The 14,236-nt window shown below is 43.8% G+C and carries 12 protein-coding genes; 11 read left to right on the top strand and 1 reads right to left on the bottom strand.

The window, feature by feature from the left end:
* The first annotated feature begins 64 nt into the window (after positions 1-64).
* From A8C56_RS14815 to A8C56_RS14760, 11 genes are all read left to right on the top strand, one after another.
* Positions 65-937, top strand: coding sequence for a hypothetical protein (locus tag A8C56_RS14815; protein WP_067757580.1), 873 nt, complete (start codon positions 65-67; stop codon positions 935-937).
* A 316-nt stretch (positions 938-1,253) separates the two neighbouring features.
* A complete protein-coding gene (locus tag A8C56_RS14810) occupies positions 1,254-1,628 on the top strand; it encodes a diacylglycerol kinase family protein (protein WP_067762083.1) in 375 nt (124 codons plus the stop codon).
* 60 nt (positions 1,629-1,688) lie between these two features.
* Positions 1,689-2,159 (top strand): hypothetical protein, encoded by a 471-nt coding sequence (locus A8C56_RS14805; protein WP_067757578.1) that lies wholly within the window; start codon positions 1,689-1,691, stop codon positions 2,157-2,159.
* Positions 2,160-2,291: 132 nt separating this feature from the next.
* The gene (locus A8C56_RS14800; RefSeq protein ID WP_067757575.1) at positions 2,292-2,873 is read left to right on the top strand and encodes a LemA family protein; all 582 of its coding nucleotides are present in this window, start codon (positions 2,292-2,294) and stop codon (positions 2,871-2,873) included.
* Positions 2,874-2,911: 38 nt separating this feature from the next.
* Positions 2,912-3,487 carry a LemA family protein gene (locus A8C56_RS14795; protein ID WP_067757572.1) on the top strand — a complete coding sequence of 192 codons (576 nt, stop codon included), beginning with the start codon at positions 2,912-2,914 and terminating at the stop codon, positions 3,485-3,487.
* 4 nt (positions 3,488-3,491) lie between these two features.
* Positions 3,492-3,956 (top strand): TPM domain-containing protein, encoded by a 465-nt coding sequence (locus tag A8C56_RS14790; protein ID WP_067757570.1) that lies wholly within the window; start codon positions 3,492-3,494, stop codon positions 3,954-3,956.
* Between the two features lie 6 nt (positions 3,957-3,962).
* Complete coding sequence (locus A8C56_RS14785; protein WP_067757568.1) at positions 3,963-4,775, top strand: TPM domain-containing protein; 813 nt, start codon at positions 3,963-3,965, stop codon at positions 4,773-4,775.
* Between the two features lie 1,143 nt (positions 4,776-5,918).
* Positions 5,919-6,818: a polysaccharide deacetylase family protein gene (locus A8C56_RS14775; RefSeq protein WP_067757563.1), complete on the top strand. Its 900-nt coding sequence runs from the start codon at positions 5,919-5,921 to the stop codon at positions 6,816-6,818.
* A 107-nt stretch (positions 6,819-6,925) separates the two neighbouring features.
* The gene (locus A8C56_RS14770) at positions 6,926-7,750 is read left to right on the top strand and encodes an alpha/beta hydrolase (RefSeq protein WP_157097998.1); all 825 of its coding nucleotides are present in this window, start codon (positions 6,926-6,928) and stop codon (positions 7,748-7,750) included.
* Between the two features lie 104 nt (positions 7,751-7,854).
* A complete protein-coding gene (gene mazG, locus A8C56_RS14765; protein ID WP_067757560.1) occupies positions 7,855-8,646 on the top strand; it encodes a nucleoside triphosphate pyrophosphohydrolase in 792 nt (263 codons plus the stop codon).
* A 60-nt stretch (positions 8,647-8,706) separates the two neighbouring features.
* Positions 8,707-12,405 (top strand): ATP-binding protein, encoded by a 3,699-nt coding sequence (locus A8C56_RS14760; protein ID WP_245645499.1) that lies wholly within the window; start codon positions 8,707-8,709, stop codon positions 12,403-12,405.
* Positions 12,406-12,488: 83 nt separating this feature from the next.
* Here A8C56_RS14760 and A8C56_RS14755 read toward each other — a convergent pair whose 3' ends face one another.
* Entirely contained in the window at positions 12,489-14,174 is a 1,686-nt protein-coding gene (locus tag A8C56_RS14755) for a DNA polymerase/3'-5' exonuclease PolX (protein ID WP_067757555.1), read from the bottom strand.
* Positions 14,175-14,236: the final 62 nt, after the last annotated feature.

Below are 14,236 nucleotides of genomic sequence, written 5' to 3'. Positions count from 1 at the left end.
GATTTTAAAGAAAAAACTTCCTGAAATATTCTTTGATTATCTTTAGCGCTCATTTATAATAACCATGGAAAATTTTATAAACAAGACCACAAAGACCACTACGGTAATCCCCAAAATGAAAAAGCTGTTGATGATATGGCTGCTGCTTGGGAGCATTCCGGCAAAAGGGCACTCACAGAAAATTACAAACGAGCTGCTGGGCTATTTTAAAGCAACATCAGACAGCGCTCTTTATGATTATTTTACGTTTTATGGAAATGGTATTGTAGATATTGCAGGCTGGGAAGAAGAAGATTATTTCCAGAAAGAGGATACTGTAATCGTATACCCGGATAAAGGCATCTTTAAATTTGTTTTAAAAGACGACCGGCTTTATGGCGCATCCCAGTGGGTAAAAGGTTCTATTTGGGAGTTGCAGCCAGACACAGCGATTATAACCCGGAGAACAGAGCCTGCTCAATCAGATCAGATGGCCGGGTGGATGTATCAGTATTATCAATTGAAAGGAAACAACAGCCGGGCCTTTAAGGATGAAATTGCATCAATGACAAGATCAATGAAAGCACTTTGTGACAGCGGCCTGGCACGTGCCTGTCTTGATTATTCCGGTTTAAGAATACTGGATGAAGTGGGCGTTGAAGCAATACTTTCCGGGAAGACTATTGTAAAAAAGCGCGCACCCAACCCGGAGATCATGAATAGTATCAACAGGGCAATTCGGTTAGGGGCTGTGAACGGTTATGCTGTTCTGGGAGGTTATTATGCTGCTATAGGTGATAGCAAAATGGCAAAAAAAGCGCTGGAAGGCGGGGCAGCGCTGGGTTGCAGGAAGTGCGCCATGACGGCATTGGGGCTGGCGCTGGAAGAGGAAGCAAAGAAGAAGGAAACGGAAGAAAAGAAAAAAGCTGCTGAAAAAACGGGCAGTAAGAAGCAATAGCTTGTGTGGTTTGATCTGCAGAACAGCTGTATAAGTTATATAGACGGTATCCGACCAGTATTACAAAGCAGACCAAAGAACGCTTGCTAAAAGACACCCCTTCTGCGAAATTCACTGCCTCGCAGGCAGGAGCGTTGTCTGCGGGAAATTTTTAAAAATAAAATAGAGTTTTCTGGAAATAGATCCGCCCCGGCTTTTCGGGAATGTTTTTTAATTAGCGCCGTTCCTTTGTGCATTCATGGCTCATTTTGGCACATGCAATATGTGTACGGTTACTGAAATGTCTGTTTCATTTAATGTAGCTTTGCTATTATTTATGAACAATTCCTTTTCAATAAAAAAGCTGGTGAAAAGTTTCAGCTATGCCTTTAGTGGTCTGAAGGCCGTGATACAGTCTGAACAAAACTTCAGGGTTCATCTTGTGGCTGCTTTTTTTGCATTGCTTTTGGGCATCGTATTAAAAGTTTCCGGTTCAGAGCTGCTGGTCATAGTGCTTTGCATTGCTGCCGTAATGGCAACGGAACTGGTAAATACGGCTATAGAGAAACTTTGCGACTTTGTATCGCCGGAAAAAAGGGCAACTATTAAAATAATCAAAGACCTGTCTGCTGCCGCAGTATTGATTGTTTCTGCAGGAGCATTGATTGCGGGACTGATCATTTTTATTCCCAGGGTATTGCTTTTACTGTAAAAGGTCCCTTTTTCCTATCCGGAGGCTTCCGTAAAACGGAGAACAATAAAATAGTCTTTTATGAACAGAATGATCCTGTGCATTTTTGGAGCGATTATTATAACAGCCTGTAATAATAGCACAAAGCAAACAGAAGCTAAAGCAGCGCCTCCGGCGTTATCAATAAGAACAGGCATGGCCATTTCTGAAGATACGGCCAGGCTTGCACAGTTGATCGACCTGAAAAAATATCCGACCACCGGTGCTGTTTTTAAATGGAACGGGCAGACCACAGAAGGCCTCGAAGCAGTATTGTTTTATGATGAGAAAACATATGCAGCTATACTGACGGCATATATGAATGCAGGCTTCCCAAAAGGAAATTATTCCAGGGAACAGTTTGATTTTCCCTGGCTGGATAGCGCACAGCATGCAGAATTGCATTTCAGCAAGCCGGACTATAAAGGCACTCCTGATATCTTTTTAGGTACCAGGGATAAGGGAATGTTGTGGTTCCTGGATAAAAAAGTATTGCTGAAAATACAGCCATAAGGTTAGGAAGCCGGTTTTTACCGCTGTTTTTGGTGCACTTACCGACAAGCCCCTCCGGCAGGGAAAGATATTAACAGCTTAGTGTGATTTTTATTATAAATTTGATTTATCAAAAACCCTAAAACGAAAGATATGAAAGGAGTTACTTTAATTGTTGTTATTCTTTTGGTCATTGTGGGCTTTATGGGATGCCGCGGCTACAATGGCCTTGTAAAAGAACAGGAAAATGTAAACAACGCCTGGAATAATGTACAGGCAGAATATCAGCGAAGAAATGACCTGGTAGGCAACCTGGTAAATACCGTAAAAGGGGCTGCTAATTTTGAACAGAAAACATTGACTGATGTGATCAATGCCCGGGCAAAAGCAACATCAGTAAATATTAATGCAGATCAGTTGACCCCTGAAAATATGGCCAAATTCCAGGCAGCGCAGGGAGAAATGAGCAGCGCGTTAAGCAGGCTGCTGGCTGTTGTGGAAAATTATCCTGATCTGAAGGCCACTCAGAATTTTCAGCAATTGCAGGGCCAGTTGGAAGGCATTGAAAATGATATCCGGGCCAAGCGCCTCTCTTTTAACCAGGCAGTACAGGCCTATAACACAAAAGTGCGTTCATTTCCTATGAACATACTGGGTGGTCTTTTTGGCTTCCATGCCAAGGAAGGGTTTAAAGCGGATCCCGGTGCAGATAAAGCGCCTACCGTGCAATTCTAATCTTTAATTGACAGAACAAGCAGGAGTAGTTGAGTAGTTTGAAAAAATCAACCCTATACATTGTTGTTATTGCAATAGTCCTGTTGCTGTATGGTGTTGTTTCCTATAATTCTTTGGTAAGGAAACAGGAAAACGTGCAGCAAAAATGGGCCGAAGTGCAAAGTACCTATCAGCGGCGGCTGGATCTTACCCCTAACCTGGTAAATGTTGTAAAAGGGCTCAGCGATTTTGAGCACAATACATTAGTGGATGTGATCAATGCGCGCAGCAGCGCCTTACAGCAATCCGGCGGTAATTTAACGGCAGAGAATTATAACAGGCAATCAACATTACAGGATTCGCTGGCCGTTGCTTCTAACCGGATGATCATTTCTATTGAAAAGTATCCGGTATTGCATGGAACAGAGGCCTATCGCGGATTACAGACGCAGCTCGAAGGTAATGAGCGGAGAATAAAGGTGGCAAGAGAAGATTTTAACGGTGCAGTAGCAGCTTACAATAAATCTGTACGGAGTTTTCCAACAAATATTACTGCCGGGCTTTTGGGTTTTAAACCCATGGAGGGCTTTAAGGCTGTTCCTGGCGCGGATAAAAATGTGGAAATAAAATTCTGATAATATGGCTTTCCCGATGTTCAGTAAAAAACCGGAAGATGTGCTTACCGCTGCTGAAAAAGAGCAGATCGTAAATGCAATCCGCCAGGCAGAAAGTCAGACCAGTGGAGAGATCCGTGTTTACATGGAAAGTCATAACAAATATGTGGATCCTGTGGACCGCGCGGCGGAGATCTTCTACAAATTAAAAATGGAACAAACGGCAGAGCGGAATGCGGTGCTGTTATATATTGCGTTAAAAGACCGGCAGATGGCCATTTTTGGTGATGAAGGTATTTACAGCAGAACCGGTAAAGCCTATTGGGATAATCTGGTAAAAGAGATCCTTCAGCATTTTAATAAAAAGAATTTTGCAGCCGGGATCAGCGAATATGTGCAAAAGATAGGAGCAGGGCTGCATCACCATTTTCCTTATGACAGGGAAACGGATCATAATGAACTTCCGGATGATATTGCTTTTGGCAATTAACAATTAATGAAAAAGATTTTCCTTTTATATTTTTTACTTGTTTCCCTTTTGTCCTTTGGACAAATAGACAAAGATATTCCTGATCAGCCAGGGCCACCAAGGCTGGTGAACGACTTTACCGGTCATTTCCTCACTCCTGAACAAAACCAGGCGCTGGAGCAGAAGCTGGTCGCCTATGACGACAGTACTTCTACCCAGATCGCCGTTGTAATCGTTGATGACCTGAAAGGGCACTCCAGGGATGATTATGCCATTGCTTTAGGGAGGAAGTGGGGCGTTGGTGGTAAGCAGTTCAATAATGGTATTGTGATCCTTATTAATACCGGCGAAAAGGACGGGCAAAGTAACCGCGGGCTTTTTATTGCTCCGGGGTATGGACTGGAAAGCGCTGTTACAGACCTGATAGCTTCGCAAATTGTGGATCAGATCATCATCCCAGATTTTAAAAATGGGCAGAATTACAGGGGATTGGATGAAGGAACCGATGCGCTCATACAGGCAGCGGCCGGTAAGTTTAAAGCGCCGGAAGGCTACCATCAAAGAGGAAATGGAATGGGCTTCGGAACTATTTTGCTGGTCATTATTGTAGTGATCATTTTTGTGGCCTTTATGAGCCGCGGCGGCGGTAATAATGGCGGGTATGTCTCCCGCAGGGGCTACCGCGGTGGCGGATGGATTTTGCCTGGCGGCTGGTCGGGCGGTGGAGGAGGAAGTTGGTCGGGCGGTGGAGGAGGAAGTTGGTCCGGCGGTGGGGGCGGCGGCTTCGGTGGATTTGGTGGTGGCAGCTTTGGGGGCGGTGGTGCCGGGGGCAGCTGGTAACAATCGTCTGCTGTATATGAAATACCTCGATCCGATCATTTCACATGATCAGGAAAATACTGTTTTACTTTTAAGCCGGATCTTGCATCCGGTGCTGTATGCAGGCCGTAGTTCCTGCGTTTCTTTAGAATAGCAGGAAATTATACGGAACGGATTTTCATTTTTTATACAGAAGTGACATTTAATCAGATCTGAAATTTTCTGTAAGGGCATCATGCTTTTTTTGTTGGTCTATAATTTGCTATTCCTGAAAATTGGCAAAGCAAGGGGGGCCACAATAATATTGTAGATTTTTTTGTGTTTTTTAGGTTTTTGAGAGCTCAAAATTGAAGTCAGGGTTATTTTTGGGTTATTTTTGGTACATTCAGGCCATACATATGCATTGCGGTGCGCTGGCATCGCTTGATTTTTGGAGTTGGCAGGCAAGGTGGCTAAGCTGCCCGTGCCTGCCCAGTGGTTTGTATGCGACGCGATATGTTTACAAATCTAAAAGAAGTAACTTTGACATATACAAAACAAAATGATAATGCCTCCCTTTTGGCAAATTTTGCTCCAAAGAGAGGCTTATTTATTGCTCTTTTCTCTTTAAAAATGCGACCCTACTGAATTACGCCTTTTCAGGTGGACCTACTTAAACTGCTCTTTGCTTTTCAATAAATCCCTTGTCTTTGCTTTCTGACAATGTAACTCCTGCTGGTAAGATTTAATAACCTTCCGAGTTTTTCATTTAATTTTTCCAATTGGGTTTATCTTTTTCTCCAATCTTTATTCTCTTTGATTCTTCATAATTATATCCAATTCAAACTGTTATGCCTCAAAATACAATCTGCTGATGACGAACTTTATCATCTTTTTTGGACAACCTACCCGTAGGGGCGGTCTATTATGCTTCAATCCCGGTTTATACAAAACAATATTTTGATGACCGATGATTATCAGATGCGCCCGCTCTTTATAAAGATTATTTTGTGATCATTAAACGATTTAATAGCTTTACAATTGCAACATAACGTAAAGGAAGCACATATGAAAAGTCTATAGCAGGCAGCTTATAGGCTTTTATTTTGCTGCTAACCCTGCTTATAAAGAGACTGTTAACCTTTATGTGATGATTTTTGACTATTTAAAAAGGATGTTTATTCTATGAAAGATGTTTTTAAAAAGGAAGAGCCTCCCTCTTCAAAATTGAAATGGCTAACCCCCTGTATTTTTGCCCTGGTACTCCTGTGGGCATGTAACCCATACAATAACACCAATACCAGCAGGCCGGATACAGGAGCAGACAGCACGAATGCCCCGGACACTATCGCTAAAACAGAAGATACCGTTACGGCGCCGCCGTCTAATAAAAAGAAGGTCTATCTAACCTTTGATGATGGTCCCAATCTGGGCACCAAAAATCTTTTAACGATCCTGAAGGATGAGAATGTGCCTGCTACCATGTTCCTTATAGGGCTGCATACTGATGCCAGCCCGGAGCAGAAACTGATGTGGAACAAAATGCAGGCTTTTCCGGGAATAGAACTGTGCAATCATAGCTATTCCCATGCCTGGAGAAACAAATTCACCCCGTTTTATACACATGCCGACTCGGTTATCTCGGATTTTAACAGGGCGCAGGCATTAATGGCGCTTAAGGCGCCTATTGCCCGTACACCGGGCCGCAATGCCTGGCGGATTGACAGCATTACCCGGACAGATCTGTTAAAGAATAAGCGGGTGATCGATACCTTGCAGTCAAAAGGCGGCTTCGTTTTAATAGGATGGGACCTGGAATGGCAGTTCAATCACAAAAACGCCAAAGCCGTTCAAACGGCTGACCAGCTGTATAACCAGGTCAATAATTTATTTGCCAGCAAGAAAACCATGGTGCCCGATAACCTGGTGATCCTGGCGCACGACCAGATGTGGAGAACGGCCGATGATTCCCTGAGGCTGGTGGAGTTCATCCGTAAGCTGAAATCCAACCCCGATTATGAGCTGGCGCTGATCAATGATTATCCCGGTGTAAAGCATGCGCTAAGCCGTCACAAACATTTTTAGAGCTTCCGTTCGTTGGTTTTCAAAGGCGGCGGTTGGTTTCGCTGCCTTTTTTTATACAGAATACTTTTGATTTTTTGGCTAAATTCGTTGGCTCTAAATATATGCGAATGAAGAAAGGGGGTTTAATGGCTGTATTCCTGGTGCTGCTTTTACGTGTCTCTGCTGCAAAAGTAGATACCCTGGACGTATTCAGCCCTGCTATGAACAAGAACATAAAAACAGTGGTTGCAGTACCGGATCATTATGACCGGTCAAAGAAATACCCGGTTGTGTATTTGCTGCATGGCTATAGCGGTAATTATGCAGGGTATGCAAAAATGAAAGGGGTAATGGAAACGGCCGACCAGTATCAAATGCTGCTGGTATGCCCGGATGGAGGGTATGGAAGCTGGTATTGGGACAGCCCTGTAGATCCATCCTTTAAATATGAAACTTTTGTTGCAAAGGAATTAATTGCCTGGGTTGATAAAAATTATTCAACGATTCCAAAGGCTTCCGGAAGAGGAATCACAGGGCTAAGTATGGGTGGTCATGGTGCCCTGTACCTGGCTATTAAACACTCGGATGTTTTTGGTGCTGCCGGAAGCATGAGCGGCGGTGTTGATATAAGGCCCTTTCCTAATAACTGGGATATCGCCAAACGGCTGGGCAGGTATGCTGAGTTTCCGGAACGCTGGGAAAAAAATACGGTAATAAACATGCTTTACCTGATACAGCCCAATACATTAAAAATAATGATCGATTGCGGTACAGAAGATTTCTTTTATAAAGTGAATGAAAATCTTCACAGGGAGCTGTTGTTACGCAATATTCCGCATGATTATATTACCCGACCCGGAGCGCATAATGGTGACTACTGGCAAAATGCCATTCAGTATCAGTTGTTGTTCATGCATCGGTTCTTTACTGAACCAGATCCAGGCAAAAAATAGATATAGCTACGTGTTGATAATTGATTGTGAGATTTATAATTTGTTTAATGTAAACAAAAATTTTATATTAATTCTGAAGGGGTAAAGAATTTGAATTACAAAATATGAGGCAGGAAGCTTTTGACCGATTAGTAAAAATAATGGATGAGCTGCGTGAAAAATGTCCGTGGGACCGGAAGCAGACCATTCACAGCCTGCGGCAGATGACCATAGAGGAGACCTACGAACTGGGAGATGCCATTATTGAAGAGAACTGGAAAGGCATCCGGGAAGAACTGGGCGATCTGTTGCTGCATGTAGTCTTTTATTCAAAGATTGCGTCTGAGCAAAAGGAATTTACAATTGACGAGGTGCTCAACGGGATCACCGAAAAACTGATCAGGCGGCACCCCCATATTTACCCTGCCGGGGAAGGTATGGAAGGGCTGAAAGAAGTAAAGTCGGAAGAAGATGTAAAGCAGAACTGGGAGCAATTGAAGCTGAAGGAGGGGAAAAAATCGGTGCTGAGTGGTGTGCCCCGGTCATTACCGGCCCTGGTAAAGGCAATGCGCCTGCAGGAAAAAGCAAAGCAGGTGGGGTTTGAATGGGATACGGCAGCACAGGTTTGGGAAAAGGTGGAGGAAGAATCAGCAGAGCTCCGGGAGGCAGTTCAGTCAGGCCAGGCATCCCGGGTTGAGGATGAATTCGGAGATTTATTATTTTCACTGATCAATTACGCACGTTTTTTAAAAATAGATGCCGAAGCGGCCTTGGAGCGTACCAATAAAAAATTCACCAGCCGGTTTACAAGGATGGAGGAACTGGCAGGCGAAAAGAGTACGGCTCTTGCCCGCCTGTCGCTGGCCGAAATGGACGCGCTCTGGAACAAAGCTAAAGAAGAAGGAAGAAGCCGGTAAATAAAGTTGAAAGGTAAAAACAAATATTTTTGGGAGCTGATCCTGTTAACAGCATCAGTAATGGTTTTTTTAACCGGGATGCTGCTTAGTTCAAAATTTGTAAAAAAAACATCCCTCGATCAGCAAACGGCCTTCTTTGAAAAAGAGATTGCAAAACGCGTTGCCGGCTTTGAACAACTGCTGAAGGATGAGCAACTGATGAAACGGCTTACGCAATCACGGGAAAGCCTGAACGATCTGATGAGCGTATACGATGGCCCGTTTTATTTCTATATTTATAAAAAAGATGCCAATAAGCAGTTCCTGCGTTTCTGGAACACAGGCATTGTGATACCTTCAGATGAGCTGTTGTACAGCAGCAGGGATGAGCAGGTAGCAAAGCTGCCCAACGGCTACTATTATTCGCTGCGCAAACCGGTTCCCGGATATACGGATTTTAATGCCTATTGCCTGATCCTGATCAAGTCTTCATTTTTTATTGAAACGGAATATTTTAAAAATGATTTCCCGTTTGATAAAACAATGAATAATATAATGGACGTTTCACTGACCCCAACCCCTTTTGCAGTGAAAAGCGCGGACGGAACCCCGCTGTTCTACCTGAAATATAAAGCCAGCGTTAAAGTAGCCCGGGATTCGGAACTGTCTGTAGTGATGAAAATTACAGGGCTCTTTTTGTTCTTCCTGGCCCTTTATCTTATTTTGGCAAAGCGGCTGGCTCCCGTTAATTATCTGAACCAGATCTATTTCTTAACCGGAAGCTTTCTGGCTTTTCGCATCGTGCTGTATTTAATGACGGCCCGGTGGAGGTCCGGGGAATTCTCACTTTTTGATCCGGCTGTTTACAGTGCAGGGGACATACTTCCAACACTGGGCGATCTTTTAATTAACAGCCTTTTGTTTTGCTGGATAAGTGTGTTTGTGTGGAACCGGTTGTCGGCAGTTACGCTCAATGTATATAAATACAGTAAAAAGACCATCTGGATAACTGGTATCAGTTGCCTTGTCATACTCATTGCAGCCACCTTCAGCATTGCCGGGGTTATAAAAACGCTGATCGCATGGTCCAAAATATCATTTGACGTTACCAATGTATCCAGTCTTTCTGTTTTTACTGCCGTAGGATTTATCATTCTGGCCTGCTTATGTCTTGGATTTTATTACCTCAGCCGCACACTTTATAAATTCATTCTTGCAGCATTTAAGGATAATTTATTACTGATCTATCTGCTGATAGCGGTGCTGGGCCTGCTGTTTATAACGCTTATTGAAAAAGACGAGGTCGTTATCTTTTACCTGCCGGTACTGGTATGGCTGCTGGTATATACGTTTGTGTTTACAAAAGAAGCTGTAATATACCGGTACGTGCAGTTCAGTGTTTCTGGAACGGTGCTCTGGATATTTGTATTTTCCGTTAGCCTCTCCCTGCTGATGTTAAAGGAGATCAATAAGGCAGAACTTTCCCTCCGGAAAAAATATATTGAAAAACTGGCAACGCAAACAGACCCCGCCAGTGAACGGCTGATCAGCATTGCGAATAAATACCTGGACAGTAATTATTTCCGGAACAATTTTAAAAGGCTTTATGATCAGCAGGAGAATGAGCACATGCGGGATAGTATCCGTAACCGGAATTACATCGGGTACCTGAATAACTATGTGACCAATCTTTATTTTTTCGACAGTTTAAATAACCCGCTGTTTAACCAGGCCCCTTATACCGTAGAGGCGCTGAACAATATTATTGCCAATAAATCCAGGCCTACTTCATTACCGGACATGTATTTTTATGAATCGGAGTTTGACAATTTTGCTTATATAACCCGGCGGGTCATATCCAACGCAAAAACGGGCCACCTGCTGGGTACGATTTATATTGTATCCAACCCGCGGAAATTTGCTGTAGCGAACATCAGGCCCGAATTGTTTAAGCAATTCCGCAGCTGGGAATATTCCAACTCGCTGGTATATCAGTATGCTATTTACCAGGATAATCAGTTGAGATCCTCTTCTAAAAAATACCCCTTTACGTCTTATCTTACGCCCGGACAGATGCCCCAGCGGCGCTTTGAGATACGGGAAAAAGACGGGTATAATGAATTGTGGTACCGCGCCAGCGCATCAAAAGTAATTGTAATGGTGCGCAAGAGCGAAATGTTCCTGGAAGCCATTACCCTGTTCTCGTATATCTTCTGTTCCTTCCTGTTCCTGACGGCGCTCATCAATTTACTGATGATTGTTCTCAGCATCTTTATAGGTCAGCGGTCTGTAAAAAATGCAACTTTTTTCCCAACGATCCGAAGCCAGATCCATGGCACCTTTATTCTCATCAACGTGCTGGCATTTCTGGTGGTGGGAGCCGCCACTATTTCATTTTTTGTCAATCGCTTTGAAGAATCCAACAATGACAAATTAAGCCGTACCATGAATATCATGCTGAATGAATTAAGCTCGCATGAAACCTATGATAGTGTAAGAACCATTTTACAGTCAAAAGGAAGCAATGAAGACCTGTTCAGCGCAAATGTATTGAATGGAGTAATAAAAAGGGTTTCTGATATTCATGGCGTGGATGTAAATGTATATGATCAGACCGGGGTGCTGCGGGCTTCCAGTCAGCCGGATATATACAGCCGGGGTGTTTTAAGTGACCGTATGATGCCGCGTGCTTATTATTATCTGTTGCGCCTGAGAAGGGTTGAGTATACACAAAAGGAGCGCGTGTCTAATCTTTCCTATAATACGATCTATGCGCCGGTAGGAGAAAACAGCGCGCAGCCCTATGCGTATCTGAGCATCCCTTATTTTACATCGCAGCAGGAATTGAGCCAGGAAATTTCAACATTCCTGATCACCCTGATCAATCTGTATGCATTTATATTCCTGCTTACAGGGTTGCTGGCATTGCTCATTACCAACCGTATTACCGGCTCCTTCACCGTTATTGGTAATAAAATGAAGCAGATCAGTTTATCCAGCCTTAATGAGGAGATCCTGTGGGAGCGGGATGATGAAATAGGCCAGCTGGTAAAGGAATATAATAAAATGGTGGCGCAATTAAAAGAAAGCGCAGATACCCTGGCACGATCAGAACGGGAAGAAGCATGGAGGGAAATGGCACGGCAGGTAGCGCATGAGATCAAGAACCCGCTTACGCCTATGAAACTGAGCCTGCAATATTTACAGAAGGCCATTAATGAGCAAAGCCCCAATATTCAGCAACTGACCTCAAGTGTGGCAAAAACACTGGTGGAACAGATTGATCACCTTTCAAAGATAGCAGCAGATTTTTCCCAGTTTGCCAATATCAACCATGTAAAGGCAGAAGCATTCGACCTGCATGAAGTATTGCAGCCACTGGAAAATATTTACAGCAAGAACCCGGAAGTGACCTTTCACTGGAACCCTTTACCGATACCGGTGCAGGTAAAGGCAGATAAAACGCAATTGAACCGGCTGTTCACCAACCTGTTTGTAAACGCCATTGATGCCTGTGAAGGGAATACAAGGTGCGTGTTGGAGGTTAGGGAGCGCCTGGATAATGATACCGTGATCATCAGTGTAAAGGATAATGGAGCAGGCATCAGCGAAACCATGAAGGCAAGGATCTTTACCCCCAATTTTACCACCAAAAGCTCCGGAACAGGGTTGGGACTGGCCATGTGTAAAGGCATTGTAGAAAAAGCAAACGGCAGTATCTGGTTTGAAACAGAGCCGGGCATTGGCACTACCTTTTTTGTAAAATTGCCGGTGCTTTAAAGCGGGTGCATTGTTTCGCAACATTTGCAGAACAGTGGCCTGATTACATTTTTTCTGCGCCCGTCTGCGGATTTTGCAGGCTGCTATCTGTTGATAGCGGCTTTCCGCTTTGTAATAAACTCTTCAAATGCCTTTAAGGAAAAGCTGCTAAGATTGGAGGCAGCGGTCAGCCCTCCTTTTTGTGAAGCAATAACGCCATACTGCACATCATCAAAGCCCTCGATGGTATGCGCATCGGGGTTAACAGATAACAGGGCATTCCGGCTGAGCGCGTATTCGATCCAGCTCCAGTCAAGATCAAGACGGTGGGGGTTGGCATTGATTTCAATGACCACATTGTTGGCAACGCAGGCATCAATGATCTTTTTATGATCAATAGGGTAACCATTCCTGCTTAGCAGCAGCCTGCCGGTTAAATGCCCCAGTATAGTGGTATAAGGATTCTCAATGGCCCGCAGTAAGCGTTCCATCGCTTTTGTTTCGCTCATGTATAAATTACTGTGAATGGAAGCAATTACCAGATCAAAGCTCTTCAATACCTCATTGCTGTAATCAAGGCTACCGTCACCCAGTATGTCGCACTCAATGCTCTTAAAAATCTTAAAGGGGGCCAGTTGCTTGTTCAGCTCGTCTATTTGCTTTTGCTGCTGTAGGATCCGTTCTTCCGTAAGCCCGTTGGCATAGGTGGCCGATTTTGAGTGATCGGATATAACCAGGTATTCCATTCCTTTTGCCATAAGCGCTTTTGCCATTTCCTCAATGGTAAAAAGGCCATCGGACCAGTTGCTGTGGTTATGGATGATCCCTTTTATATCTTTTGCCTCGATCAGTTGGGGCAGTTCATTTTTTGCAGCCCGGTCAATGATGGTTACTGATTCACGCAGGGGCGCCGGAATAAAAGGAAGCTGTACCTTTTCAAAAATAGCAGCTTCATCACTGAATGGTATTGTTTCAAAATCTTCCGGGTAATATTTTTTCTTAAAGGCTTCGGCAAACCCCGGGGAAGAAGATGTTTCAAATAAGAACTGCGGAATATTTTTTTGAATGGAATAGATCTTCAGCCGCAGTCCGTTGTTCAGCTTATAAAGCACTGAATGGTCCGTTTGTTCCAGAAGCTCCGGGGGGTAAGCTGTCTGGAATTTCTTGATTACACCTTCTAAGGGCGCTGCTACAATAAACTCCAGCTCATATAAAGTGGGCAGTTGCCGGTAATAATTACCCGTGTTCCAAACAGCGCCTTTCCCGAAAAGGTTTTCAAGGTATGTTTGAATGGACGGGTAAATCTCGTGTATTTGCGAATAAAGAAAATGGCCCTTGTTCTGGTTATAGAAACTGATAGACTCCAGGATCTTTATCTGTGTTTTTGCTCCGAAGCCCTTATAACGGGTAAGACGGTTTTCATTACAGGCATATTCTAATTCACCAATGGATCCAATGCCCATTTCTTTCCAGATAATATGTATTTTTTTCGGGCCTAATCCTTTTAGCTCCAGCATTTCCACAATGCCGGGCGGGGTATTGGCCATCAGTTCATCCAGTGCAGTCATGTGGCCCGTATCAATGAGCTCCGCCACTTTGGACGCAACCGAGGCGCCCAGGCCCTTGATGCTGCCGTGTTTATCACGGTCAATATGCGTCAGTTGCTCTTCCAGCCGTTCAATATAAAAAGCCGCGATAGAATAGGTCTTTGATTTAAAGGCATTTTCTCCGTGTATATCCATTAACCGGGAAAGAAGGGTGAAATGCTCTGCAATGGCGCTGTTGTTCATAGCTGCAAAGTAGGAAAGTGAAGGCAATAAAAAAAGCCTTCCAATGCGGAAGGCTTTGAAAT

The sequence above is a fragment of the Niabella ginsenosidivorans genome (genome assembly GCF_001654455.1).
GTDB lineage: Bacteria > Bacteroidota > Bacteroidia > Chitinophagales > Chitinophagaceae > Niabella > Niabella ginsenosidivorans.
Note: the sequence above shows the minus strand (reverse complement) of the source record. Positions and strands in the feature narration are given on the sequence as shown.